Raw genomic sequence first — 25,953 nt, 5'->3', positions numbered from 1 at the left:
CGGTACTTTCACCCATATATAGGAAGAAGTGGCAGTTGCGATACAATCTTACTTAAGACGATACTGCGTCAGGAATGTTTGAAGGCGCTGACAAGGCTACCGGCTTAGATTCCGATTTAAGACCAAAGAGGGGGCGCAACCAGCTAACAGGCATGATCACGTACCGGATCAGCACAAAACAGATCAGGAACGTAGCCAGGGACATGAATGTAAACTTGCTGCCGATACTCCAGTCTGCATTACGCAGGTAAAAACCCAAAGTAACGATCACCGTCTGGTGCAGGATGTAGAAAGGGTACACCATCTCGTTGGCTGTGGCGAGATACTTACTCCGGATGTTGAGGTGCTGCATCGCAAAGCCGAGGATCGTCATCAGCCAAAACCAGCGGTTGCTCTGCTTGATGATAAAGTACAGGTCAAGCTCCGCTCCTGCCAACTCTACGTCATCTGGCATCCAGTACTTCACATACAGGAGAGTTACAGTCAGCAAGGCTGCGGCCAGGCTGTACCAGCGTATCCGGCGGACTTTAGCCTGTAACTCAGGAAGCTTCATCAGTACAAAGCCCAGCAGGAATATAGTCACGTACAGAAAGTGATTGGCCCAGTCATCAATCAGCGCGTTGGTACCAGGGAAACGCTCATTGAGCAATACACCTCCCCCACTCAGCCACAGGGCGGGCAGTATCAGGATAACCCAGGCACGGATACTTTTCTCCCCTATAGTAGCCCGACGAAGGAAAAGCAGCAGAGGCAGCAGCACCAGGCTGTACGTAAAGATATAGGCCAGGTACCACAGGTGGTGCCAGCTGAAGTTACCCTTAGGATACGGCTCCAGCTCAAAGATGGAAGGATAAAAGCTGAAATAGCCACCACTGTACCCCTGCGCTACGCGCTCAAAATATACCTGTGGCGGTACCACCAGCAACATACCCGCCACCAGGGGTAGCAGAATGCGCTTCAGCCGGTCTTTGGCAAAGGTACCACCGCTCCGGTAGCCTAGTGCGAAGTATACCCCCGCCCCCGATACCAGAAAGATGAGCGACATACGCCACTGGCTCAGGAATAGTATAGGCCACTCTATGGCGTCGCTTATCTCGGGATTCTTGATATGCCACTCCCATTCGACGAAGTACATACCGGTATGGTAAAAAATAAGGAGGGAGAAGGCCAGCACGCGCAGCCAGTCAAATTCGTAACGTCTGATCTTGGTTTGATTTTCCATAGCGTTTTTTTTGGTCAAAAGTCGCTATGGAGGCTCAATAGAGCGGAATCTGCCGGTAAGGGTGAGGTGCTACCTTATAGGGAAGTACTCAAAGCACTCCGGCGATGGCCTTGCTGCGGTACTGTCCCGGTGTCTGACCGGTCTGTTTTTTGAATGCCGCATTGAACGCCGACTTGGACAGGTAGCCCGTTTGCTCGGCTACTTCCTCGATCTTGAGGTGCTGATGGGAAGGGTCTGAAAGTATGGCTTTGGCTTCCTGAATACGCAACTCGGCCAGGTACTCAAAGAAGCTCTTGCCCAAACACTCGTTGAGGCTCTGCGAAAGGTAGTGTGGCGAGGTACTAAGCTGTCGGGCCAAACCGGGAAGAGAAGCCGATGGCTGAATAAAGAACTTGCTTTCCTCGGCCCATTTCAGCTTTTGTAGCAGGTCCTGTTTGGCGATTTCGCTCAGGGCCGACTTTTCGTACTTGACCTGTACTACCGGCTGAAAGAAAGCAGATCCGGTAAGCAGCTTATAGCTGATGAAGAAAAGCTGCACGACCAGAAGTACTGCCAGAAAATGATCGCCCAGATCTTCCTGAAAGTTAAACTTTATCAACAGAAATAGCAGCAACATGGCAGCGTAGAAGTAGAGCAGGACCCGGGTCCAGGAATGAAAATAGGCGTTGGAGACCTGAGTACCGGGCCGTTGTTTTATCAGCCAGTAGCAGGCAATGATGTAAGAGGTAACGTGTACCAGCGTGAGCCAACCATCATAACCCGACAGGTACAGTGGGTCCGGATTGACCAGAAAACGGGCAGGGATACGCGCGGCATCCGGAAAGTAGGCTCCCAGATACGCATTGTACTTTACGGCATCGGGCTGTACCATAAACAGCAGGTGGTACAGAAAGTAAATCGCAAACGGTGCCAGATGCAGCCACTGCCTGGGCGTCCAGTCTCTTCCGCCAAGGCTCCTGAAAAGCAGGTATGTGAGTGGACCAACGGCAAAATTGAGAGGCTCGGAGAAGTCCACCAGCGGCAACACCTGAAACATCAGTCCCGAGTAGCATAGAAAAATTTCCAATACGATGCAGGCGAAGGTGAACACAAACCCGGCCAGCAGCAGGTGGTGGTAGGGCTGCCGGTGGGGCCGCCTGACCAGAAACAGCAGGGTCAGAAAAAAGCCCTGCACCACTCCCACCAGCAGGATGGCTGTATATAGGTCAAAACGGAAGTAGTTCAGTCCGGGAGACAAGGGCAATATAGTTAATGTACTACCTCAGGCAGCACTTTACAAATATAGATTTAAAACCTGTGAGGCGAAACGACACAATGAGAAAAGCCCGTACCTTTGCGGCTGATTTTACCATACGTTAAAAGAGTTGCAGTGAGCTATATACTTCTCCTCAAAATAGTACTTGTTCCGGTTCTGATTGCGGGTGTCACACTAGCGGTGCGTCGGTGGGGGGCGGGCCTGGGCGGCTGGATTGGCGGCTTCCCCTGGGTGGCAGGGCCTATCTCGTTTTTTATGGCCTTAGAGCAGGGCACTGATTTTGTGGCGGCCACTATCCCTTCGGCGCTTATGGGATCGGCGGGTACTATACTCTTTGCCTTCACCTACGCAGGGCTCTCGTACCGACTGTCGTGGCTACCGACGTTACTGCTCAGCTACGCCGTTTACTTTGCCATCGCTTTTGTTTCGTTAGATCATACTCCTACGCTGGTGGTAGCTACCCTCCTGAATGTCGTAGTTCTTTCACTGACGCTCTACTTCTTCCCGAAGCCCAAAAACATCCCAGCTATCATTAAACAGCCCAAGTACGACATTCCCCTGCGTATGCTGGTAGCTACACTATTCGTAGTAGGCCTTACACAAGCTGCTGAAATACTGGGGCCTGAATGGAGCGGTATCCTGACACCCTTTCCGATCATGACCTCCACGCTGGCGGTGTTTACCCACTCCCAGCAAGGCAGCGACGCCACTTCCCGCATCCTGTACGGCCTAATGCTGGCCGGCTACGGATTTACTACCTTTCTGGTGGGGGTATTCTACCTGGTGCCTCTCATGCCCATCGGGTGGGCTTATGCCCTGCTGATGGTAGGTACCATGCTCCTAAATGCCTTTACGCTTCGCCTGATCCGGTAACTACTGCATACTTATTACCGCTTTGATGGCTCCACTGGCGGGATCAAGCAACGTAGGGAACTGGTCGGGTAGCTCATTAAATGAAAGGTGGTGGGTAATCCAGGGCGTAGGCCCCATCCGGCCATTTTCAATGTGGTTGATAATGGTCCGGAACGTGTGGTGCGTAGCGTTACGACTAGCCATCAGGGTGAGCTCCTTGCGGTGGAATGATGGATCATGAAACGTCACCTCTCCCTGAAACAGCCCCACAAAGACTATCTTACCACCATGAGCGCAGTACTCAAAGGTTTTCATCATGGAAGCCGGGTTACCCGTGGCATCAAATATCACAGTAGGCAGATGTCCGTCAAAAAGGGTAAGGAGCCGCTCGTGAAACCACTCATCAGACAGCAGGGTATGCTTTACCCCCATCTTCTCCTCACAGAACCTGAGGCGGTGCTCCTCCCGGTCAGTGACCACAAGGGTAGCGCCAGCCAATTTCACAAATTCTATAACTGACAATCCGATAGGTCCTGCGCCAATCACCATAACGATGTCCTCCGGGCCTAGGTCAGCGCGCTCCACGGCATGCCCGCCGATAGCCAACGTTTCTATGATAGCCAGCTGATCATCCTTCAGGCGGTTAGAAGGGTGTAGCTTATCGGTAGGTATTTTGAGGTATTCGGTCATTCCCCCGTCCATGTGTACACCCATTACGCGTAGGTTTTCGCAGCAGTTAGTCATGCCACGCCGACAGGCCTGGCACTCGCCGCAGTCCAGGTAGGGCTCTACGGCACAGCGATCGCCAATCTTAAGGCCGTACGAATCGCCTTTGATCTCAACTACCTCCACGGCCAGTTCGTGGCCCAGTACCCGTGGGTACGAGAAGAAAGGCTGCTTGCCACGGTAAGCGTGCAGATCGGTACCGCATATACCTACCCGCAGTACTTTTACCAGAGCTTCACCTTCCTGCAGGCTAGCGTCAAAGGGGGTATCTATAAATTCAAATTGTCCGGGTTCGCGAAGACTAAGGGTTTTCAAAATAGTAATGGTTGGTGCTTTGCTAAATTACAGTAATCCGGTAGTTTATCAAGGAGGGCTCCTCCTATTTCTTTTTCACAAAAAAGCCCGGAACACTTCCGGGCCTATACATAGAATATATCGAATCATCATTCACTCATTCTCTCAGCAGACTTCTTACACGCGTACCAGCTTCACCGGGTAGGTTTGCTTGGCGTTCCACTGACAGATATAGATATTCTCATCCTCATCGATACATACGTCATGGCAGTGCATAAAGAGCGGTTTTTCCTGCACCATTAGTTGTAGCTGCCCATTCTTGTACTCAGGCTTGGTACCACCCGGATTGGAAATTACTTTATTGTTCTTATCCAGGATTGTTACAAAACCAGAATTGGGAGTTTGGTTAAGGTACTTTAACCGCGACCAGCACACGCCGGCATACACGTTATCGTCCTTAACAACCGGGCGACATACATAAGCACCGGGCAGGAATATGCTGGACAGGTACTTACCATCCAGCGTAAAGCGTTTGAACGAATTGTGTATACGTGAAGTAACCAATACCGTCGGATTGGCCTTGTCACGATTATCAATGGCTACACCGTGAGCGGTAGCAAACTGATGCTCCTCATCACCGGGTCCACCAAATTTATCTATATATTCTCCCTTGGCCGTATAGCGTAGTACCCACTGCGATCCGTAACCATCGGCTATGTAGATAGTACCATCTGGGCCAATGGCCGTTTCGGTAGGACGGAAAGCGGCATCTTCCTTATAGGCTCCTACTTTGGACGGGTGCTCGATGGTCATCAGGATGTTGCCCTTCATATCGGTCTTAAACACCTTGCTCAGGCCCGGATCAGTGATGAATAAGAACTCTTCACCGTTGGCGTTCCAGAGCGTAAGGCCGTGTCCGCCCGGGAAGTCGTGCCCCCAGCTATCGAGCAGCTTACCCGACCGGTCGTAGATGAGAATGTTATTCTTAGTCTCATCACCGATCATAATGAGCCGTCCCTGCTTGTCCTGCACCATTTCGTGGCAGTTCTTCACCGGGAATTTTGACGAATCCAGATTACCCCAGCCCTGCTGCAACCGATAGCGATGCCCTCCATGGCCGATCACTTCGCCATCCAGCTTAGGGCGGGCCTGTAGAATGTAGAATGGTTTGAAAGCTATGGCGGCTGTGGTAAGCGCAGCAGCTTTGGCAAATTGACGACGGGAAGGTTTTTCCATGATCTCTGGTGGCTTTTTTTATAGGAAAGACACCAGAGATAGATTTATAATCAAAAGACTAGTACTATCTTCTGAACCAGCCTCTACTTAACCATATTCACGAATATAAAAGCCATAATGGCGATCAGAATAGGCAGGGCCGAGGGTACAAAGGGCGACTTTTTGTTTCCTTTACGCCACCACTTCCACGACAACCAGATACAGATAAGAACGATGAGCGGGAAAGATAGAATCATCCCAATGAAAAGGTACGCCCCCATCTTCTTGGCAGGGTCTACAGTATCAAGCGCCAGAAATGACGTCTGAGCGGCATCGTACCAGGGGATAAGCGTAAGCAGACTGAGGAGTTGAACGAGATAGAGAGCTATTTTAGCAGGTTTCATTTATAGTAATCTATTAACATTAGGTAGTAAAATAAGGCTCGCCTTACCTGAAAATAAAAAGTTTTATTACAGCTAAGATAAGAAGAGATATGATCAATTGAGTCAGAAACAGCGTCAGAATACTTTTGAGGATAACTACCCACAACCTTCCTTCATAAAACTGATAGTACGCCCAGGTAGTAAAAGCCGCCCAGGCACCCATGTAAATCATCAGCATAGTGTAGTAGTGCTCCCGGAAAAAGACGATTAGTGGCGTATAGATCAGCATAAAAAAGACGATCCGGAAGCCGCCCAGGAAGGCATGCAAGGTCAGGTTCTCGGCGTAGTTATAGCCACTCCTGCGAAAGAGGAGCCAGGTAAAGAAGGCCGAGATAGGTACTCCGATGAAGAATATCAGGTTGATGTGCCGGGTCACCATAGCCGAAACTGGATTCTGCGCCTGGACATCGGCCTCCATCAAGTGAAAGTATGCCGTCAGAAAAGCCGAGATAGCTACCGTAATGACCAGGTAGTTGAAGGGATTGAAGTACTTCTTGCGCATGCCGCTGATGTACTCTTTGGCTACTGTGCCCGGTCCCAGCAGCATTGCTTTGGTCAGGTGAAAGATACCCGTATCGGCATGCAGTACCGCGTGCATCATATCATGCAGAATATGGTGCAGGTCCAGACGATGTATCTGAGCTGACTGGCCACAGCCTGCACAGTACTTGTATTCAGGATGGAGGGGCGTCCCGCAGTTAGGGCAGTTACTTTGGCTCATAAGACGAAGATTTACTGACTAATATAGCTACAAAGATTGTTGCCAACTACCTCTTACTATCTACTGCGTCAGTTTCTTCTTCTAAAGCTATTTCTATGCCAAAATCTGATGCACAACCTTTCCGTGTACATCGGTCAGGCGGAAATTTCGCCCCTGGAACGGGTACGTTAGTTTTTCGTGGTCTAGTCCCATCAGGTGCAGGATCGTAGCCTGCAGGTCGTGAACGTGGACGCGATCCTTGGTACCATAGTAACCAATCTCGTCAGTTTCGCCAAAGCTGAATCCCTGCTTCACGCCAGCACCGGCCATCCACATGGTAAAGGCCTCTTTGTGGTGATCGCGGCCCTTAAAAGGCGCTTTTTTACCACCCCGGTTTTCGGCCATGGGCGTACGACCAAACTCACCACCCCACACGACCAGTGTATCGTCCAGCATACCGCGTTGTTTCAGGTCAGTAAGCAGAGCCGTGGTAGCCTGGTCGGTTTCCTTACAACGATTAACAAAACCAATCTCGAGAGCCTCATTAGAGTTACTACCGTGGGTATCCCAGTCGGCGTGATACAATTGTATAAACCGTACGCCCCGCTCCGCCAGGCGTCGCGCCAGCAGACAGTTGTTGGCGTAGGAGTTTTGACCGGGGGTGGTACCGTAGAGCTGGTGGATGTACTCCGGCTCGCGGGTAATATCCATGGCTTCGGGCACGGTAGTCTGCATGCGGAAGGCCAGCTCGTACTGCTCAATGCGGGCCAGGATCTCGGGGTCCCCCATCTCCTCGTGCTGTACGCGGTTGATATCACTAATGGTTTTGATGGCTGCCTTACGCAGGTCGCGGGGCATACCATCCGGATCAGAGATATATAGTACCGGATCACCTTCAGAGCGGCACTGCACGCCTTGATACTGCGACGGCAGAAAACCACTCCCCCAGATACTCTTACCGGCACTAGGTATGGCATCGCCGGAGGCCAGTACGATGAAGCCGGGCAGGTTCTCATTTTCGGAGCCCAGTCCATAGGTTACCCAGGAGCCAAAGCTGGGGCGCCCGGTACGCGGCCCCCCCGTATGCATGAATAGCTGCGCCGGAGCGTGGTTGAACTCGTCGGTATGCATAGCCCGCAGGAACGTCACCTCATCTACCGCCTTCTGAAAATAAGGCATATGATGGGACACCCAACTACCGGTCTGTCCGTACTGGTTAAATTCGGCATAAGGACCCAGCATCTTGGGCGTACCTACTATAAATGCAAAGCGTTTTCCTTCCAGCAGCGAGGGTGGACAGTCCTTGCCGTCCAGGTCACGCAGGAGGGGCTTATTTTCAAAAAGCTCGAGCTGGGAAGGCGCTCCCGACATGTGGAGGAATATGACCCGCTTGGCCTTTGGAGCAAAGTGGCTTAGACGAAAGCTATCTTTGGAAGGAGCCGTATTGCTCCCTTTGAACATATCGCAGCCCATCATCATGCCACCCAGCGCCATCGCTCCCAGGTGACCTATACTCTGCTGCAGAAAATAGCGTCGGGTCGTTACCTCCCTATCCGTCTGTTCCAGTTCTTTCAGTAGCTTTTCCATCTATTTTATTGTCGAATGTCGATTTCAGATTGTCGAATTTTAAAACTGAGTTAAGGAGCCTGGGCTACTAAGGTTTGACCCCAGGGACCTCATTTTGCTTTTCTCTAAAATACCTCGCTACGAAGCCAGTTACCCTTCACTCTCAATTATACATTATACATTTTTAATTAGATCACTGCTTCGTAATTACCTCATCCAAGTTCAGCATGACATTGGCCGTAGCAGCGAGAGCCGCCAGGTGAGGCGTCTTTGGGTAGTCCATCGTCAGGAATTTCTGAACGTCATGCGAACTAGTCCGGTAGTGCTGAATAGATAGTTGGTAATAGTTGAGCAGTAGCCGCAGCCGCTCTTCGGATGGCATATGCCCAGTCAGCCGCTTATAGCCCATCTTGATATTTTCGACAGGGTTATAGCCAGTGGCCTGCTTCATCTGCCAGGCTAGTCCCTGGGATGCTTCCAAATACACCGGATCGTTAAGTGTCACCAGCGCTTGCAAAGGGGTGTTGGTACGTACGCGACGCGACAGGCACAACTCCCGGCTCGGCGCATCAAATGTTACAAATGAGGGATAAGGACTTGACTTACGCCAGTAGGTGTACAGAGCGCGGCGGTAGCGATCCTCATCTTCAGCCGTACGCCATTTAACCACATTCCGGATTACCTGCCACACGCCGTCCGGCTGAGGTGGCATCACGCTGGGGCCAAACAGCTTGGGTGAAAGCAGACCGGACGCAGTCAGCGCCTGGTCACGTACCTGCTCAGCGGTAAGGCGTACCCGGGGACCACGCGATAGTAATGTATTATAAGGGTCTTTCTCCAGTGCTTCTTCACCAACCTCCGAACTCTGGCGGTAAGTGGCTGAGAGTACTATCTCACGCAGGAGCTTTTTGACACTCCACTGGTCTTCGTTCATAAAGCGAAGCGCCAGCCAGTCCAGTAGCTCGGGATGTACCGGTTTGGCTCCCTGCGTTCCAAAATCTTCTAAAGTCTCTACCAGTCCCCGACCAAAAAGCTGCTCCCAGTAACGATTTACCATTACCCGGGCAGTCAGTGGGTTTTGCGGACTTACCAGCCACTTGGCCAGTCCCATGCGGTTGGCCGGATGGTCTTTGGCAAGCTGAGTAAGTGTCTTGGGCGTTTGCGGACGTACCTCTTCCCCGTGCACCATCCAGTTTCCGCGCTCAAATACATGAGTCTTACGAGTACTATCAGCCGGTAGCTCTTCCATGATAGGCGTACGCGAAGGCTTTATCTTTTCCAGCTTCTGGCGGGCTGCGAGGTACCTATGGTCCGTAGTATCATTATGAGCGTTCAGGAATGTTGCCAGTTCCTCCATCTGCTGCTTCTGGATGCTTGATAGTTCCTTAAGGACCGGTACATCACTGGTGTGGTCGGCATCGGCCGAAGTATTAAAGAAAGCCATCAACTGGTAGTAGTCCTTGTGCGGAAATGGGTCATAGGGATGGCTATGACACTGCACACAGGCCATGGTAGTACCCTGCCACACCTCCATGGTTGTATTGACCCGGTCAATAACAGCTACGACCCGAAACTCTTCGTCGTCGGTACCACCTTCATCATTAGTATTGGTATTGCGGTGAAAGGCAGTAGCTATGCGCTGGTCTACGGTAGGATCAGGCAAGAGATCGCCCGCCAGTTGCTCCACCGTAAACTGATCAAAGGGCATATCTTTGTTGAAAGCATCAATAACCCAGTCGCGGTACTGCCATATATCGCGGTGACGATCTTTCTGGTAGCCCTGCGAATCGCCGTAGCGGGCCAAATCCAGCCACATGGCTGCCCAACGCTCTCCATAATGCGGCGAAGCCAGCAGGCGATCTACTACTTTTTCGTAGGCGTTATCTGAGTTATCGTTTAGGAAATCATCAAACTCCTGAGGTGTTGGGGCCAGGCCCGTCAGGTCCAGCGTAACGCGGCGGAGCAGTATTGCTTTATCCGCCTCTTCGACGGGATCAAGTCCTTCGGCTTTTAGCTTCTTATATACAAATTTATCAATGTCATTCTCGGGCCAGAAAGACAGTACCAGCGGGGGGCTCTGAGGTTCGGGAGCTATGTAGGACCAGTGCGTTTCCCATTCGGCCCCCTCCTCAATCCAGCGCTCCAGCAGGCTGATCTGCTCATCAGAAAGTGGTGGAGCCTTGAGCGGCATCCGATCGTCCGGATCGGTAGATTTGAGACGGGCTATAAGCTCACTATCCTCTGGGTGACCGGGTACTATACAGGGTTTGCCTGATTTGCCCTTACTTAATGCTTTTTCACGATACAGCAAGCTAATATTACCCTGCTGCTTTACTCCCCCGTGACAGCCGGTGCAGTTGGTATTCAGGATGGGCCGGATCTGGGTGTTAAAGTCAACCCTATTCCCTCCCCACCACTGCCAGGCGCTCAGTGTCAAAATGACAATTGTTAAAAGGGCAATAATATAACTTAACCGCATAATGTGGTAATAGCTAGGTATTTGATACTATAAGTCGTAATCCTGTTTGTTTCTACTTTTATAACCAGTACAATGACCAGCGGTTACTCCTAAAGAATTCCTATTGTAGAATGCTGATCCGGGAAATAATTCTTGATGACTTTATTGACGCTTTAGAGGAAGACGAGCAAAGTGCAACTATATCCTTACAAATTAATAAATTAATGTAAGATATTTTGCAAAAACCTGTAATCAGACATAGCACGATTCCCTCACAAGCCGGTAATACCGACTTATGAGGGAATCGTGCTATCAGATATCTTAAATGAAAAACTAGCAGCCCTGCCCGTAGTAGGCATCTTTGCCGTGCTTACGGAAGTAGTGCTTATCTACCAATGACTGCTTGATGGCAGGAGTAGCGGGATTGATGGTGAGGGTGAGGTAGGCCATGCGTGCCAGCTCTTCCAGAACGGCTGAATTATATACCGCCTTGGCGGGAGTCTTTCCCCAGGTAAAGGGGCCGTGACAAGCTACCAGTACCATCTCTACCTCTTCGGGTGAGAGATCGAGCTCTTTGAACTTATCGAGGATTTGCAGCCCGGTTTCGTGCTCATAGTCTCCTTTAATGGCTTCATCCGACATAACATCCGTAACCGGTACTGATGCTACCAGGTGGTCGGCGTGGGTGGTACCCAGGTTAGGTATAGGCCGCATCGCCTGCGCCCAGGCTACCGCGTGGGTTGAGTGGGTGTGGCAAATGCCTCCAACGGTATTAAAGTGGCGGTACAGCAGCGTATGGGTCTTGGTATCAGAAGATGGTCGCATAGCACCTTCCACCAGCTGATTGTCCAGGTCTACCACTACGATATCCTCCACCCGGAGCTCTTCGTAAGGTACCCCACTCGGCTTAATGGCTACTACGCCCGCCTGACGGTCGATCCCACTCACGTTGCCGAAGGTATACAGGACCAACCCTTTGCGGGGCAGCTCCATGTTCGCTTCGTATACTTCTTCTTTCAGGTACTTATAAGCTGACATACTTAGAATCCTCCTTTCATTTGGTAGTATACCTCATTCCAGCGTAGCTCATTCTTGAACTGGCGCAAGCGGGTGTCCTGATCTATAGTAACCAGCTCCACGCCTACCATATCTGCAAAGTCTTCAATGTACTCAACGGAGAGGTTCTGACTGTATACGGTATGATGCGCTCCCCCGGCCAGTATCCAGGCGGCGCAGCCGGTTTGCATATTGGGTTGGGGCTTCCAGAGTACCCTGGCTACGGGTAGTTTGGGGAGATCGTGCTGAGGAGCTACGGCTTCCACTTCATTGGCCAGAATACGGAAACGATTACCCATATCAATCACCGATACATTCAGAGCCGGACCACCGGCCACATTAAATACCAGGCGTACCGGATCGGCTTTGCCGCCAATGCCCAGCGGATGTACTTCACAGCCAGGCTTGCCGTCAGCGATAGACTCACATATCTCCAACATATGCGCACCCAGTACCAACTTGCTATCAGCAGGATTGGCCGGATCGGCGAAATGGTAGGTGTAGTCTTCCATGAATGAGTTGCCCCCGGGGAGTCCGGTTGCCATAACTTTCATGGCCCGCAGCATCGCGGCGGTTTTCCAGTCGCCTTCGGCGCCAAAGCCATAGCCGGCGGCCATCAGTCGCTGGGAGGCTATACCCGGTAGCTGTACCATGCCGTGCAGGTCTTCGAAGGTATTGGTGTAACCTTTGAATCCGCCCTCTTCCAGAAACGTTCTTATCCCTAACTCTATCCGGGCCGCATCGCGCAGCGAGTTGTGCTGTTCGGCTCCTTTCTGGAGAGTACCGGCCAGGGTATAGGTATCTGCGTACTCGGCGCATAGCTGATCAATGGCGGTATCACTGATCTGGTTGATTACCTGCACCAGACTGCCTACCCCGTACCCATTAACCGAATAGCCAAACTGCATTTCGGCGGCTACCTTATCGCCCTCGGTGACAGCTACCTGACGCATATTATCGCCAAAGCGAACAAAACGTGCGCCCTGCAGGTCATAACGTGCCGCAGCGGCTCGTGTCCAGATACTGAGGCTATTGATTACATCCTCCTGCTGCCAGTGCCCTACTACTACCTTGCGGTTCAGGCGCATCCGTGACATCATGAATCCAAATTCCCGGTCGCCGTGGGCGGACTGGTTCAGGTTCATGAAATCCATATCTATAGTCGCCCAGGGAATATCACGGTTATACTGCGTGTGCAGGTGCAGCAGGGGCTTCTGAAGTACTTTTAATCCACCAATCCACATCTTGGCTGGTGAGAAGGTGTGCATCCAGGCTATGATACCTATACAGTCAGGGGCTACATTAGCCTCCTGGCATACCTTATATATTTCGTCGGGGGTAGTGACTACGGGCTTGAATATCACCCGTACCGGTACTTTACCATTCTGGTCCAACCCCGATGCAATCGCTTGTGAGTGCTCCGCTACCTGTTTCAGGGTTTCTTCTCCGTACAGATGCTGGCTCCCGGTAACAAACCAGACTTCGTATTTTTTGAGTATATGAATCAAGGGTCTATGAGTTTATGAGTGAATATAATATTGAGTGAATGAGTGGACAATTAAAGTCCCTCCTCCACCAGTTTACCTGCTTCCAAGTACTTCTGATATAAGGTCTTATATACTTCAACTCGATCAGGTCGGGGTTGGTACTCGGCATCGAACCCTGATGACATGGCTTCCTGAGCGGCTTCTACCGTAGGGTGAATTTCCGCCGCTACCGAGGCGAACATGGCGGCCCCCAAGGCACAGGCCTGCTCGGATACCACTACTTTGATAGGTACATTCAGGACGTTAGCCAGCGTCTGCATCACGAAAGGAGATTTCTTAGCTACCCCTCCGATAGCGATTACCTGCCGGATGGGTACTCCTTCCTCAACAAAGCGATCAACAATGGCCTTGGAACCAAAAGCAGTAGCCTCTACCAGCGCCTTAAATACGCGAGGCGCATCACTCCCCAGATTCAGCCCGAATATAGCTCCTTTCAGCTCATGGTTGGCGTCAGGGGTACGGCGGCCATTGAGCCAGTCCAGCGCTATGATATCCTGCTCGGTAACGGGAAGGGCTTCGGCTGCTTTGGACAAAGAAGGTATAATACCGTCTATGACTTTATTTACCACCTCCTCCCCTACCTCCTGCGCCAACAGCTCACGGATCGGATAGGCCAGCAGATTCCGGAACCAGGCGTACACATCACCGAAGGCCGACTGTCCGGCTTCCATGCCCAGCATACCGGGTAGTACTGATCCATCCACCTGCCCACAAATACCTGGTACTAATTTACCGGTCATATCTTCGTTGGGGGCCGTCAGCATATCACAGGTAGAGGTACCCATCACCCGTACAAAGGTATAAGGCTCGATATGTGCCCCTACGGCGCCCATGTGTGCGTCAAAGGCACCTACGCCCACCACTACCTCTTCCGAAAGCCCTAACTTACTGGCCCATTCAGCAGATAGTTTGCCCATTGGTTGATCGGAAGTATAGGTATCCTGGAAGAGACGGTCGCGCAGACCTGCCAGCAGGGGATCAAGCGTAGTCAGGAATTCATCAGAAGGCAGACCGTCAAATTCCGCGTTCCACATGGCTTTGTGTCCGGCGGCAGTGCGGCTGCGCCGCATGGTACGCGGATCGGTGTCACCCGTCAGTACAGCCGACATCCAGTCGCAGTGCTCTACCCAGGAGTAAGCCCGCTCACGCACCTGCTCATCCATGCGGAGGGTATGCAGTATCTTGGCCCAGAACCATTCCGAAGAGTAAATGCCGCCTACGTACTTGGTGAAGTCCACCTCCCACCGGCGCGCCAGGACGTTGATCTCCTCAGCTTCGGCATTGGCCGTATGGTCTTTCCAGAGGATAAACATCCCGTTGGGATTCTCGGCAAACTCAGGAAGCAGAGCCAGCGGTGTACCCTGCTCATCTACGGCGCAGGGCGTAGAGCCCGTCGTGTCAATGGCGATCCCCCTTACACTTTCCCTGACCTCAGCCGGCACTTTATCCAGAGCACCCTTCACCGAGGCTTCCAGACCTTCGAGGTAGTCGAGCGGGTGCTGCCTGAACATCGACGCCTGCGGCAGGCAGTACTTAGCAGCCTTCCAACGGGCATATTCATGAACATGAGTACCTACTTCCTCACCCGTTCGGGCATTTACCACCAGGGCGCGCACCGAATCAGTGCCGAAGTCAATACCTATTACGTGGGGATCAGGCATAGAGAGGTAATTAGTAGTTAGAGTTTTAGTATTCGACAAACAGGATTACTATCAAAATCAGTAATGACTAATCATAAAGAAAGCTGATAGCTTCTCTGGTAAAAGAAGCTATCAGCTACGATCTAACGCCTATTTATCTAATTCACCTGCACAGCGTAACGCTTGCCGTAGCGGTTGAGCCAGTCGAGCAGGCGGCTTACGTCGGGCATCTTAAACAGCTCGCTACCGGGATTCATGGTAGCCGCCGAGCCGCAGGCTACTCCCATACGTACTGCCTCCCGGATGGATTTTCCCTGGGATAAGGTATACACCATACCCGCCACCATGCTATCTCCTGCTCCCACGGTACTTTTCTTTTTGACGGGTGGAGCCGGTATATGCTCTACCTGGTCTTCCGTAACCAGCATAGCTCCCATAGGGCCCATGGATACCACTACTACTTCACAATGGCCTCTGATGATGAGTGCTCGGGCGGCATCATCCACCTCATCCATTTCCAGCTTTTCGGTACCTACCAGCTGACATAGCTCCGTGATGTTGGGCTTCATGAGGTATACCCCCGATTCACTGGCCAGCCGCAGGGCTTCTCCCGACGTATCAGCCACAAATCTGGCACCTCGCTCACGGGCGATTTCGGCTACTTTGCCGTAAAAATCTACGGGTACTCCCGGTGAAAGACTTCCACTGGCTACAATAAAAGAAGGAGTATCTACTTCCCGCAATGTATCCAGAATAGCATCGACCTCGGTAGGCATAAGCTTGGATCCGGGCATGCTGAAGCGGTACTGTAGCCCGGTGGCAGACTCTACTACGTTCAGGTTTTCGCGGGTCCACTCTTTTGTCTCGATCACCTCTATATCCACCCCCTCTGCTTTTACGAGCGACTGCAGACGCTGCCCGGTAGGACCACCGGAAGTCAATACTGCCAGGGGTTTTCCTCCTAACCTATGGATGGCCTTCGCCACATTAATGCCACCGCCGCCAGCCTCAAAACGAGGTTGATCACAGCGGAGCTTTTCATCCGGTACCAGACGTCCTACGGTAGTACTTTTGTCTACTGCCGGGTTGATTGTGAGCGTTACAATGGGTTTTACTGCCTTTGTAGCCATAGTGGTGTTGGTTTTAATCCATTAGAATTACTGAGCGCCTAAGTTAGGCCTTCGTTCACAGAAACTAAAATTGTACCAATAGGTAATAAGGAATATTGATGAAGATCAGCCCCACCGATACCGGATGATATAGGCGTAAATAATTACAGACTACCCTGAAAGGAATACGTATATTTCCTTAGAAAAGAGTTTGAATACTCACCAAAATTTGGTCAGTTTGCTCTTGTGAAACAAACGATAGAAAGATGTCAGCACTAGAGTGGAAAACCGCCAAAGAATACGTAGATATTACCTATAAGAAACTGAATGGTGTAGCCCGGATTGCTTTCAACCGCCCCGAGGTACGCAATGCCTTCCGTCCCAAAACGGTATTCGAACTGTACGATGCCTTTGAAGATGCCCGTAATGATGGCTCTATCGGGGTAATACTGCTGTCAGGAGAGGGACCTTCGCCTAAGGATGGCATATATGCCTTCTGCTCCGGCGGCGACCAGAACGCCCGCGATTCCGGTGGCTACAAGGGTGAAGACGGCGTAGCCCGGCTCAACATCCTGGAGGTTCAGCGCCAGATCCGGTTTATGACCAAGCCTGTGATAGCCGTAGTACCCGGCTGGGCTGTTGGCGGTGGACACAGCCTGCACGTGGTATGTGACCTGACCCTGGCCAGTAAGGAGCATGCGATATTTAAGCAGACTGATGCCAATGTGGCTAGCTACGACGCGGGCTACGGCTCAGCATATCTGGCGCGGCAAGTGGGTCAGAAGCGGGCGCGTGAGATATTCTTCCTGGGACGTAGCTATTCGGCGCAGGAAGCCTACGAGATGGGTATGATCAATGCCGTAGTACCGCACGACGAACTGGAAGCTACCGCTTACCAGTGGGCGCAGGAGATTCTGGAAAAGAGTCCCATGGCCATCCGGATGCTCAAATTTGCCTTCAACCTCATTGACGACGGACTGGTGGGTCAACAGATCTTTGCCGGCGAAGCGACCCGCCTGGGATACATGACCGAAGAAGCCCGCGAAGGCCGCGATGCTTTCCTAGAAAAGCGCAAGCCGGACTTTGACAAATTTGAGAAATACTCGTAGAGTAATATTTAGAGTGGTGGCACCGTTTTTCAACAGTGCCACCACTCACCATACGCTTGTCCCGATTTCAAATCGAGGTTAGCATGTTTCTTCTAGTGGTGCTTCTTAATCACTATGCTCGCCCCGATTTATAATCGGGGCGACATCTATTAGCGTTTTAAACGCGATCAGAGTCAACTCCCGATTTCAAATCGGGGTTAGCGGTGCTTCTTTACCTGCTGCCAGAAATCGGCGTCCATGCCCTGGGCGTCCAGTTTGGTAAAGATCTTAACCGTAGGCTGCGTGTTTTCGGGCGGGGCGGGTACCGTAGCTACGGGCGCCAGCCTGGGGAGCAGGTAGGCCTGCACCAGGCCCAGGTCCCAGAGCGTACGCGTTTTGTCCTGCGGGTTGGTTTCGCGCCAGCGCTTTTCCATCAGTTGCTCCACAGGATTGTTATCAGCGAAATTCTCATACACCATCTCCCGGTCAAATTTGTAATGCATCACCGAATGGATTGGCATGACGGTCCAGTCCAGGTTGGCTTGGTTCAACATGAAATCGTAGGCATTCAGATCGCAGCGTACGTTGAATTCGTTCTTGTTCCAGGCTTTTCGGGCAAAGTCGTAGCCGCCCCCCAGCGAGTATACCCGGATGCGGGATTTCACCGTCGGATCCAGCCCTATCAACGAGGCTATATTAGTGAGCGCCCCCAGGGTCAGAATGTCCAGCTTCTCGCCCGCTCCTAAGGATTTTATGGCTTTCAGCATACCCTCGGTAGCTGCTGAGGGACGCGGCTCAAACCCACCCCAGGCGCGCCCCATCTGCCGGTCAGCACCCAGCGGGTGCGGAATGTGCCGCAGGCCCATGGTGGCCAGAATTTCCTCGTTCAGCTCCTGGCTGATCCGGACAGGTGATATACCGGCGGTAGGGTACTGGTTCCATTTCTCAAAGGCCAGCAGGTCGGCGTTGTTGAAGTGAGCCGAGCTCAGGCCCGTAATATCCAGCCGGTCGGCCGCCCACAACAGCCGGACAATGGCGTATACGTCGTCCATTTCATTGCCCGTATCGGCGTCCAGCCATACTTTTTGTTTTTGGGCAAAGGCCGAAGCGGATAGGAGGACAAACAGCAGTAGTAGTTTTTTCATTGTGTAGCGCGAAGGATGTCGGCTAAAATACTACTCCGCGCTTTGTCACTGGCACTATTATTCATAAAAATTCTAACAAAATCGACCCTCTACTCCCTTTTCTGCTCCAACTAGTACCCCAGCTCCCGCCTGAGTACCTCATTGAGCCGCTCAAAGCTATCCGAGCCGGAGTCGCGGTAGACGATGCGTCCCTGCTTGTCCAGCAGAATCGTGGTCGGAAATATATTCACGGAGAAGTGGCTCACCAGCCGGTTGTAATCAAATACTTCCCCCTGTTTCTGCTGGTACTCTACGATGTTCTGCCAGGTGATGTTGTGCTTCTCCACCAGGTTGTTGAGCGCTTTCAGCTCCCGTGACTGCTCGTAAGCTACGCTGACCAACTGAAAGTTGGGGTTCTCCTTATACTTGATATATACCTTCTTTAAGTCAGGCAGCGCCTTGATGCAGGGCCCGCACCAGCTCCCCCAGAAGTCAATGAGGGTGTAGTCGGCCTGTTTGTTTAGTGCCTTGTGAAGTACTTGCTGCGTAGAATCGGGCAGTAGCTCCCCCTGCCGTACACCCAGCAAATCAGAAGCAGCTTGCTGAATAATCAATGAGGCAGAATCACCAAAATAATTGACATTGCTAATCTTTACTAGCTTTCCTTCTAAGGGAAAGAACTGATTAGGTTTGAGTTCTGGATTGAACTCTAATGTTTCACCCGTACTAACGTTCCTGATCGATAATCCATCAGCAAGGGCATAGTTGGCAGCTATGTCATCCGGATGGTTTAACTTGAATTCGTATTCCGCTTCTTTGAGCTTGACACGCGCTACACGACCTTCGTCGGTTAAAGCCAAAATAAAAAGTCGCTTTACTTTACTATCTGGTACTCCGTAGCCTTTGCTGGTTGGTGACAACTTTAATAAAAGTTTCTTTCTGATTAGCCTGTTAACCAGGTAATAGTCGTAGTCAATTTCAATAGTTTCAAGAGAATCGACAGGTATTCTTTTATCAAAATCAGTAACGACATGCTCATAGACCTTATCGTCACTGAAGTCATTATTAAAATTCACGTCAGGTATTATCAGCTTTCGGTTTCCGGGTAGTAAGGCTGATAAAACAGGTAAGGAATTGTTAATATCAGTCCCCTTATATAATCCTAGCGAATCATACTTATATGACGTTATTCTTTGATACTCTTCCTCTGATAAATATCCTTTCTTATAGCTGGTATGAGAAGACTGCTTCCTTTGCAGATTGAATAGAAACACCCCCCATTCCGCAGCATCAGGTATGCCAGTAAACTTTTCTGTATTTTTTAGTAGTGCTCCTGGACGATATGCAGAAGTCACAAAGGAAGGTTCGGCCTTAAATTCCAGATGCAACGTATCCTGCCCGTGAAGTACCAGGCTGTGCAGGCAGAGAAAAAGCCCGATCAGGGCAAAGTTTATTTTCATACATTGATAGCTATTTTGTGAATACCAGCACGTATTTATCTACGTTAGCCACGCTCTTGATACTAACCGAATACAGTTTCTCAAAAGGTACCTCATTCACCTCGGCTAACCCGGAGGGGCGACCGTTTAAATACAATTCGGCGTTTTTGTACCTATCCGCTATTAGCAAGGTACCATAAGGAGATTTACCAATGCCCATGTTATCCCGGACTTTTGGTGCATACTCCCCTTCCAGTGATTTTTTAAGGTATGTTCTGGTACCAAAGCTTCCCTCCTTTTGGATTATGATTTTATTCAGACTGTCCTCTACATATTCTGGAAAGTGTTCCTCTCTCAGTTTCAAAGCTGTTTCATAATCTTGCTTCATAGCTTTGAGTAAAGGTTCAGGGGGAAAGTGACCCATTCCAAGGTCAAATTGTCTAGTAATATAACCTGAAAACCCTTTTGCTGGAGTATAAGTACTTCCTTCACTCTTACCTTGTCCACTTGCTATTGGTAGTTTAATACTTACAATAATGTTTGTAAGAAAAAGAGTTAACGGATCGTACTGAAAGCTGTTAAATTTCATTTCAGCCTCATATTCTAGGATGTCATTTCTGATATTGTTAATGTCGTCAAAGGTTGCCAGCGGTGAAATAACCCAGTAAAGCGTATCACCACTTACCAGCGTCCATTTGCTGTGCTTTCCCCGCCTGAGGCTGTCGTTTCTTATCTCGGTTGGTACTTGTAAGGTCGGCTCGGGAGCTGGCTCCACCTCCGGCACTTCGGCGGGCGCAGGCTCCGGAGCTATCTCCTGCACCGGAGTACTCTCAGGTATCATAGCACTTACTACCGGCTGAATGGACGCGGGCACCAGCGCCACGAGCTGCGCGCGGTAAGGGGCCACAAAGGCCGACGACAGGTACAGCACCGCCAGCAGGCCCATGTACTTGCCCCACAGGCGCGAAGGTTGTTTGTTCATCATCCGGATGCGTTTTTTGAGTAAAGACTGGGCAAAGGAGTTGGTCAGGGGGAGGTCGTGGGTCCGGAGGGCGGCTTTCAGCAGATTGACCTGGTACTGCTTGCGGTCGTAGCCGCCGTCCAGCACGGCGCGGTCGGCCAGGTACTCGAGGTTGCTCTGCACCAGGCGCTGGTGTACCCAACTGAACGGATTAAACCAGAGCACCACACGCTGCACCTCCGCCAGCAGCAGGTCCAGGCTGTGCCACTGCCGTACGTGCTCCGACTCGTGCGCCAGAATATGCTGCAGTTCAAGTACGCCGTGCTTTTCGGGGTTGCAGACGATCCAGCCAAAAAAGGAGTAGGGAGAGTCGGTGTGGGGGTCGCGTACCAGCCGGATGCCGCCTTCCAGCCGCTCCGACGGCAGCTGCCGGAGCGTATGGAGCATCCGGCCTACCTGCCACAGCAGGCGCCCCGCCAGCGCCACTACCCCCAGCAGGTACAGCAGGAGCAGCGCCTCCGTCACCTGTATACCCTGCGGCTCTGCTGCCGTAGCGCTGACGATGGGGACCACTACCTCCGGTGCCACCTCCCGGGCCAGGGCAGGTACCTGGTTGATTACTGCTGGTACGGCCCGGTGAAACTCCTGCTGCACCGCTACGGGCCCCCAGTCGGGCAGTGGCATGAGCGGCAGCGACCAGGCGGCCAGTACATTCAGCCACAACAGTACCCGGTTCAGTCCGGAAAATGACTCGTACTGGATCAGCCAGCGGTAAGCCAGCGTGAGGGCGGCCAGCAGCAGGCTTACTTTGAGCAGGTAGGGCAGCAGCATGGGGTCTTAGATTTTGGTGTGAATAGTATATAGCAAGCAACTACTCGCCTTTCTCAATCATCCGGATAATCTCCCGCAGCTCGTCGGGGCTTACTTTCTCCTGCCGGGCAAAGTACGCAACCAGGTCCTTATAGGAGCTATTGAAGTAATTGTTAACTACTTTATTAAGTACGTACTTATTCTGATACTCCTCCTTGCTTACTGCCGGATAGTACTCGTACGTATTGCCATACTGGCGATGCGTCACGTATCCCTTCTCTTCCAGATTTCGGATTATAGTTGAGAGAGTGTTGTAGTGCAGCGGCGGGTCGGTGAAGTGGGGCATCATGTCCTTAACAAATGCCTGCTGCATCTGCCACAGTACCTGCATTACCTCTTCCTCCTTGTTGGTTAGCTTTTCCAGTTCCATACTTAAAGCTAAAACTATAAAAGTAGTTTACAAACTGTTTTTATAGTTTTCTTATAAACAAGAGCGGGAAAAGATCTAATTGAGTAGCGAGTAATGAGTAAAATGTAGTCTTATAGCTATTAACGGTCACTGTTTTTAACAGCGCCACCGCTCATGTCCTCTCGCTTATTTTTGTAAATTGCCTCAGTACGCTTAGGAGTAGCACTCCCTACACCCGGCTGGGTGAGTACCCAAACCGCTTTTTGAACTCGGCTGAGAAGCTGCCGATGTTGTTGTAGCCGATGTAGAAGGCCGTTTCGGAGACATTCATCTGCTTATCAGCCAGGAGTTGCTGCGCCTTCTGCATACGCAGCTGATGAATATGACCAAAGACGGTCGTGTTGAAGAGCTGCTTGTAGCCTTTCTTGAGCTTGTATTCGTTGAGGCCAAAGTCCTGGCAAAGTTGCGTAAGGGTGAGGGGCGCGAGGTAGTTGAGTTCAATGTATTCACGCACAGCCCGCAGCTTCGCCTGATCAGCCGGGCTCCATTGCTCTTTGGGCGCGGGTTGGGCCACGGTAGCGAGGTGGTCCAGCTGCAGGGTAAACAGCTCCAGCAGCTTGGCTTCGATGAACAGGTACTTCATAGCCCCCTGAAAGCTGCACTGCCTGATAGCCTGAATGATCTCGGTCATGCGGGGCTGCAGCACGAGCTGGCCCGACGCCAGCATAATAGCCTCTTTACGCTCCATGCGCTGACACAGGGTATCCAGCGGCGCTGTTTCGGCCGACTGCGCCAGACTCTTGAAGTAGTCCAAATGGAAAGATACCTGCAATACATTGAGCGGGCCGGGGTGAAAGATATGGTGGGCCCGCATCATAGGGTTATACTGAAATCCATGCCGGAGCGATTCAAAACTAACGGGTGCCGGAAGCACCTCAAACCGTGACTCCATGTCGCCCTGTAGGATGAACATCGACTCTACTCCTTCTCTGGCGTCAAAATCACTCAGAACAAGACGTTCTTCAACCTGCATCTGGATCTGCCGGATATCGAGGCTGGGAGTACTAATCAGGGAAAAACGGGCAGTAGCCAAACCAGGTTCGGCCAGCGTACTAACTACCTCCTGGTAACGGTCACTTTGATGTATAAGCAGGTGCTCCACCTGACTAAAAGCCGAAGCCCAGTCTTCGGCGGTAATGACTTTATCCATTTTCCCTAAATCATGCTCCGTTTTGCCCAAACAAAATCCACCACATCCGCCACACCTTTGCAGAGTAATTATATCACTATTAGCCAGTAAATATATGGAAACTTTCGTAAAAGCACCCGCGGTGGTTAATCCCTCCGTACCCCAAAAATCTACTCTATCAGCCACTGTATCACTGCTCTTCTACCCCACCGGCGTGTACCGGATCTGGACGAAGCGTTACCCCCTCTGGGCACGACTGCTCTACACTCTGCTGGGTCTGCCCCTGTTCCTGCTGGGTTCTATTTATGTGGGCATAGTGGTATTCGCCCTTTTCCTACCCGAACTGGATATGAGCATCGGTGATCGTAAAGACCGAACGGTAATCAATAAAGTAGGCAACTATGCCACTACCTTCCTGAAAACAGGACGCGAAACCGGCGGTGCTTACGAGCTGATCCGCGTAGAGTTGGAACCTCAGGGAGGCAACGGCTGGCACTACCATAAGACCTTTGATGAGCAATTTACGGTGGCGGAGGGAACAATAACCATAGGTCTGGAAGGTAAGGAACTGCTGCTCTCCAAAGGGCAGACCGCTACAGCTCCCAAAACCAAAATGCATTTCTTCAAGAACCCCTCTTCTACCAAAACAATATTGATAGTAAAGACAATACCAGCCCGTGGCCTCGAAAAAACGATCCGGATCGGATACGGACTTTCCAATAGCGGCCAGATTGATGCCAATGGTATTCCCAGTAATCCCTGGCACATGGCGCTACTCCTGGGATACAGTGAGAGTTACTTTCCGGTTGTTCCTCCGATGATTCAGGAGCCCTTTATCAAAGGTATGGCCAAAATAGCTCAGTGGAGAGGGGAAGATAAAGTACTGGAGCAATACTTCAGATAGAGTAGCCGCAAGTACAAGCGCCCGGTAGTTCCTCAGGAAGGGTACTACCTGGCGCTATCAACTTTAGAGATACCTGCTTACATTCCCTGCATCAGGGTCAGCTTGCGGTAGAATCCTTCGTTGTATTCCAGTAGTTCGTCGTGGGTACCCCGCTCGATGATACGCCCCTGATGTACCACCAGTATCTCGTCGGCGTGCTGAATGGTACTTAGACGGTGCGCGATGACCAGTACCGTACGATTCTGCATCAGATGCGTAAGCGCTTCCTGCACCAGCTTCTCTGACTCTGTATCAAGTGCCGAAGTGGCTTCGTCAAGAATCAGGATGGGTGGATTTTTGAGAATAGCGCGCGCAATGCTGATCCGCTGGCGCTGGCCGCCGGATAGCTTAGTACCCCGGTCACCAATCACCGTCTGATACCCTTCGGGTTGCTCCGTGATAAACTGGTGCGCATTGGCAATCTTAGCCGCTGCTATTACCTGATCCTCACTGGCTTCCGAGCCGAAGGCTATGTTATTGAAGATAGTATCGTTGAATAAGATAGACTCCTGCGTCACGATGCCCATTTTATCCCGCAATGAAGCGGTAGTGATATCACGCAGATCGTGCCCGTCGATCAGGATTTGTCCCTGTGAGGGGTCGTAGAAGCGCGGTACCAGATCGGCTATGGTTGATTTTCCTCCTCCCGACGAACCTACCAGTGCGATGGTCCGGCCTTTGTGCATGGTGAAGCTGATACGGTTCAGCACCGGTACGCCTGGCTCATACTCAAATGATACATTGCTCACCTCTATCTTATCCCTGAATTGGTCCAGAGGCTTGGCATTGGGTCGGTCAGCGATTGCGTTGCGGGTATCAACCAGCTCAAGTACCCGCTCACCCGAGGCTATACCACGCTGGGTATTGCTGAAGGCGTTGGAAATCTCCTTGGCCGGACGCATGACCTGCGAAAAGGTAGCTATGTAAAAGATAAACTGTGAAGCCGTCAGATCCGAAGTATTGGAAAGCACCAGGGTACCTCCGTACAGAAGAATTATAGCTACTACCGTCACCCCCATAAATTCGGAGAAAGGAGCCGACATCTCGCGCTTGTTGGCCATGGAGCGGATAGCCCGTTTGTAGGCATTATTCTCCGTCATAAACTTGCCTTTGATAAAGGCTTCGGCGTTAAAGCCCTTTACAACCCGCATTCCACCAAAAGCCTCATCCATCAAGCTGATCAGGCCGCTCAGCCGGTTCTGACCTTCGCGGGCTTCCTTGCGCATCTGTTTTACGATAAAGGCAATAAAGGTACCTGTAATAGGTATGATCAGAAAAGCAAACAGCGTGAGGCTTGTTGATATTCTGAAAAGGGCAAGCAGGTACACCGTCAGGGTAAAAAACTCTTTGAATGCTGCCGAGAAGGTATTCGCAATGGAGTTTTCTACTTCCTGTACATCAGTCAGTACACGAGAGATGAGGTTACCCTTGCGCTCATTGGAAAAGAAGCCCAAATGCAGATCCACCGCGTTATCAAAGACCGCCTGCCGTAGCCGCGCCACCATATTGACCTTGAAGCTCTCGAGCAACCGGGCCGACAGGTACCTGAATATATTCGACAACAGTACGGAAGCGATAATAATGGCACATACAAACTGCAGCGCCCCTATGCGCCCGTACTGTTGCATGATCATCCCGAAATAGTAGTTGAATACATCAATCAGGTAGTCCAGGCTGGCCGAAGGCTCGGGCAGCCGGGTCATCTGCTCCGCTTCCGCAGTACTCACCTGATTAAACAGTATATTCAAGAGGGGAATGAGCAGCGTAAAATTCAAAATCCCAAATACGCTCGCCAGCAGAGAGGTCACAAAAAATGGAACGATAAACTGCCGCAGAGGACGAGCGTAGGATAGTAGTCGCCAATAAGTTTTCATGCCGCAAAGGTACGTGAAAACTTTGATCTCTAC

21 protein-coding genes are annotated in these 25,953 nt (G+C 51.3%); 3 read left to right on the top strand and 18 right to left on the bottom strand.

Annotated elements, in window-relative coordinates; all coding sequences use genetic code 11:
- Positions 1–52: 52 nt before the first annotated feature.
- Together JUB14_RS05820 and JUB14_RS05815 are read right to left on the bottom strand one after the other, a co-directional pair.
- Complete coding sequence (locus JUB14_RS05820; RefSeq protein ID WP_207504933.1) at positions 53–1,222, bottom strand: acyltransferase family protein; 1,170 nt, start codon at positions 1,220–1,222, stop codon at positions 53–55.
- 88 nt (positions 1,223–1,310) lie between these two features.
- Positions 1,311–2,459: a helix-turn-helix transcriptional regulator gene (locus JUB14_RS05815; protein ID WP_207504932.1), complete on the bottom strand. Its 1,149-nt coding sequence runs from the start codon at positions 2,457–2,459 to the stop codon at positions 1,311–1,313.
- Between the two features lie 132 nt (positions 2,460–2,591).
- Between JUB14_RS05815 and JUB14_RS05810 the strand changes: the two genes are divergently transcribed.
- Entirely contained in the window at positions 2,592–3,350 is a 759-nt protein-coding gene (locus JUB14_RS05810) for a hypothetical protein (protein ID WP_207504931.1), read from the top strand.
- On the opposite strand, the gene JUB14_RS05805 is transcribed toward JUB14_RS05810, so the two are convergent.
- The 10 genes from JUB14_RS05805 to JUB14_RS05760 form a co-directional block, all read right to left on the bottom strand.
- Positions 3,351–4,370 (bottom strand): zinc-binding alcohol dehydrogenase family protein, encoded by a 1,020-nt coding sequence (locus JUB14_RS05805; RefSeq protein WP_207504930.1) that lies wholly within the window; start codon positions 4,368–4,370, stop codon positions 3,351–3,353. It lies immediately after the preceding gene.
- A gap of 156 nt (positions 4,371–4,526) precedes the next feature.
- Complete coding sequence (locus JUB14_RS05800; protein ID WP_229367545.1) at positions 4,527–5,585, bottom strand: NHL repeat-containing protein; 1,059 nt, start codon at positions 5,583–5,585, stop codon at positions 4,527–4,529.
- An 83-nt stretch (positions 5,586–5,668) separates the two neighbouring features.
- Positions 5,669–5,968 (bottom strand): hypothetical protein, encoded by a 300-nt coding sequence (locus JUB14_RS05795; RefSeq protein WP_207504929.1) that lies wholly within the window; start codon positions 5,966–5,968, stop codon positions 5,669–5,671.
- Positions 5,969–6,011: 43 nt separating this feature from the next.
- A complete protein-coding gene (locus JUB14_RS05790) occupies positions 6,012–6,728 on the bottom strand; it encodes a DUF3667 domain-containing protein (protein WP_207504928.1) in 717 nt (238 codons plus the stop codon).
- Between the two features lie 93 nt (positions 6,729–6,821).
- On the bottom strand, positions 6,822–8,294 hold the full coding sequence (locus tag JUB14_RS05785) for a DUF1501 domain-containing protein (protein WP_207504927.1): 1,473 nt from the start codon (positions 8,292–8,294) through the stop codon (positions 6,822–6,824).
- A gap of 172 nt (positions 8,295–8,466) precedes the next feature.
- Positions 8,467–10,752, bottom strand: a complete 2,286-nt coding sequence (locus tag JUB14_RS05780) for a PSD1 and planctomycete cytochrome C domain-containing protein (RefSeq protein ID WP_207504926.1) — start codon at positions 10,750–10,752, stop codon at positions 8,467–8,469.
- 312 nt (positions 10,753–11,064) lie between these two features.
- Positions 11,065–11,769, bottom strand: a complete 705-nt coding sequence (locus JUB14_RS05775) for an L-ribulose-5-phosphate 4-epimerase (RefSeq protein ID WP_207504925.1) — start codon at positions 11,767–11,769, stop codon at positions 11,065–11,067.
- Positions 11,770–11,771: 2 nt separating this feature from the next.
- Positions 11,772–13,295 carry an L-arabinose isomerase gene (araA, locus tag JUB14_RS05770; RefSeq protein WP_229367544.1) on the bottom strand — a complete coding sequence of 508 codons (1,524 nt, stop codon included), beginning with the start codon at positions 13,293–13,295 and terminating at the stop codon, positions 11,772–11,774.
- Positions 13,296–13,345: 50 nt separating this feature from the next.
- Positions 13,346–14,995 (bottom strand): ribulokinase, encoded by a 1,650-nt coding sequence (locus JUB14_RS05765; protein ID WP_207504924.1) that lies wholly within the window; start codon positions 14,993–14,995, stop codon positions 13,346–13,348.
- A 137-nt stretch (positions 14,996–15,132) separates the two neighbouring features.
- The gene (locus JUB14_RS05760; RefSeq protein WP_207504923.1) at positions 15,133–16,104 is read right to left on the bottom strand and encodes a 1-phosphofructokinase family hexose kinase; all 972 of its coding nucleotides are present in this window, start codon (positions 16,102–16,104) and stop codon (positions 15,133–15,135) included.
- 245 nt (positions 16,105–16,349) lie between these two features.
- Between JUB14_RS05760 and JUB14_RS05755 the strand changes: the two genes are divergently transcribed.
- Positions 16,350–17,192: a 1,4-dihydroxy-2-naphthoyl-CoA synthase gene (locus JUB14_RS05755; RefSeq protein WP_207504922.1), complete on the top strand. Its 843-nt coding sequence runs from the start codon at positions 16,350–16,352 to the stop codon at positions 17,190–17,192.
- A 197-nt stretch (positions 17,193–17,389) separates the two neighbouring features.
- Here the strand turns inward: JUB14_RS05755 and JUB14_RS05750 are convergent, their stop codons facing one another.
- From JUB14_RS05750 to JUB14_RS05730, 5 genes are all read right to left on the bottom strand, one after another.
- The gene (locus tag JUB14_RS05750) at positions 17,390–18,316 is read right to left on the bottom strand and encodes a nucleoside hydrolase (RefSeq protein WP_207504921.1); all 927 of its coding nucleotides are present in this window, start codon (positions 18,314–18,316) and stop codon (positions 17,390–17,392) included.
- Positions 18,317–18,426: 110 nt separating this feature from the next.
- Complete coding sequence (locus tag JUB14_RS05745) at positions 18,427–19,755, bottom strand: TlpA family protein disulfide reductase (protein ID WP_207504920.1); 1,329 nt, start codon at positions 19,753–19,755, stop codon at positions 18,427–18,429.
- A gap of 10 nt (positions 19,756–19,765) precedes the next feature.
- Entirely contained in the window at positions 19,766–21,526 is a 1,761-nt protein-coding gene (locus JUB14_RS05740) for a M56 family metallopeptidase (protein WP_207504919.1), read from the bottom strand.
- A gap of 40 nt (positions 21,527–21,566) precedes the next feature.
- A complete protein-coding gene (locus tag JUB14_RS05735) occupies positions 21,567–21,929 on the bottom strand; it encodes a BlaI/MecI/CopY family transcriptional regulator (RefSeq protein ID WP_207505946.1) in 363 nt (120 codons plus the stop codon).
- A gap of 214 nt (positions 21,930–22,143) precedes the next feature.
- Positions 22,144–23,124: a helix-turn-helix transcriptional regulator gene (locus JUB14_RS05730; protein ID WP_207504918.1), complete on the bottom strand. Its 981-nt coding sequence runs from the start codon at positions 23,122–23,124 to the stop codon at positions 22,144–22,146.
- Between the two features lie 94 nt (positions 23,125–23,218).
- On the opposite strand from JUB14_RS05730, the gene JUB14_RS05725 reads away from it, so the two are divergent.
- Complete coding sequence (locus JUB14_RS05725; protein ID WP_207504917.1) at positions 23,219–24,007, top strand: cupin domain-containing protein; 789 nt, start codon at positions 23,219–23,221, stop codon at positions 24,005–24,007.
- Between the two features lie 77 nt (positions 24,008–24,084).
- Here the strand turns inward: JUB14_RS05725 and JUB14_RS05720 are convergent, their stop codons facing one another.
- Complete coding sequence (locus JUB14_RS05720; protein ID WP_207504916.1) at positions 24,085–25,920, bottom strand: ABC transporter ATP-binding protein; 1,836 nt, start codon at positions 25,918–25,920, stop codon at positions 24,085–24,087.
- Positions 25,921–25,953: the final 33 nt, after the last annotated feature.

It is taken from the genome of Telluribacter humicola, from assembly GCF_017355935.1.
Lineage (GTDB): Bacteria > Bacteroidota > Bacteroidia > Cytophagales > Spirosomataceae > Telluribacter > Telluribacter humicola.
The sequence above is the reverse complement of the archived record's forward strand: the minus strand, read 5'-3'. Positions and strand labels throughout refer to the sequence as shown.

Excerpts from the sequence above, each read along its gene's own strand:
- JUB14_RS05765 (WP_207504924.1), bottom strand. The coding sequence starts at position 14,995 with ATGCCTGATCCCCACGTAATAGGTATTGACTTCGGCACTGATTCGGTG.
- JUB14_RS05785 (WP_207504927.1), bottom strand. The coding sequence starts at position 8,294 with ATGGAAAAGCTACTGAAAGAACTGGAACAGACGGATAGGGAGGTAACG.
- JUB14_RS05780 (WP_207504926.1), bottom strand. The coding sequence starts at position 10,752 with ATGCGGTTAAGTTATATTATTGCCCTTTTAACAATTGTCATTTTGACA.
- JUB14_RS05800 (WP_229367545.1), bottom strand. The coding sequence starts at position 5,585 with ATGGAAAAACCTTCCCGTCGTCAATTTGCCAAAGCTGCTGCGCTTACC.
- JUB14_RS05725 (WP_207504917.1), top strand. The coding sequence starts at position 23,219 with ATGGAAACTTTCGTAAAAGCACCCGCGGTGGTTAATCCCTCCGTACCC.
- JUB14_RS05820 (WP_207504933.1), bottom strand. The coding sequence starts at position 1,222 with ATGGAAAATCAAACCAAGATCAGACGTTACGAATTTGACTGGCTGCGC.
- JUB14_RS05755 (WP_207504922.1), top strand. The coding sequence starts at position 16,350 with ATGTCAGCACTAGAGTGGAAAACCGCCAAAGAATACGTAGATATTACC.
- JUB14_RS05720 (WP_207504916.1), bottom strand. The coding sequence starts at position 25,920 with ATGAAAACTTATTGGCGACTACTATCCTACGCTCGTCCTCTGCGGCAG.
- JUB14_RS05740 (WP_207504919.1), bottom strand. The coding sequence starts at position 21,526 with ATGCTGCTGCCCTACCTGCTCAAAGTAAGCCTGCTGCTGGCCGCCCTC.
- JUB14_RS05775 (WP_207504925.1), bottom strand. The coding sequence starts at position 11,769 with ATGTCAGCTTATAAGTACCTGAAAGAAGAAGTATACGAAGCGAACATG.
- JUB14_RS05750 (WP_207504921.1), bottom strand. The coding sequence starts at position 18,316 with ATGAAAAAACTACTACTGCTGTTTGTCCTCCTATCCGCTTCGGCCTTT.
- JUB14_RS05790 (WP_207504928.1), bottom strand. The coding sequence starts at position 6,728 with ATGAGCCAAAGTAACTGCCCTAACTGCGGGACGCCCCTCCATCCTGAA.
- JUB14_RS05760 (WP_207504923.1), bottom strand. The coding sequence starts at position 16,104 with ATGGCTACAAAGGCAGTAAAACCCATTGTAACGCTCACAATCAACCCG.
- JUB14_RS05795 (WP_207504929.1), bottom strand. The coding sequence starts at position 5,968 with ATGAAACCTGCTAAAATAGCTCTCTATCTCGTTCAACTCCTCAGTCTG.
- JUB14_RS05730 (WP_207504918.1), bottom strand. The coding sequence starts at position 23,124 with ATGGATAAAGTCATTACCGCCGAAGACTGGGCTTCGGCTTTTAGTCAG.
- JUB14_RS05745 (WP_207504920.1), bottom strand. The coding sequence starts at position 19,755 with ATGAAAATAAACTTTGCCCTGATCGGGCTTTTTCTCTGCCTGCACAGC.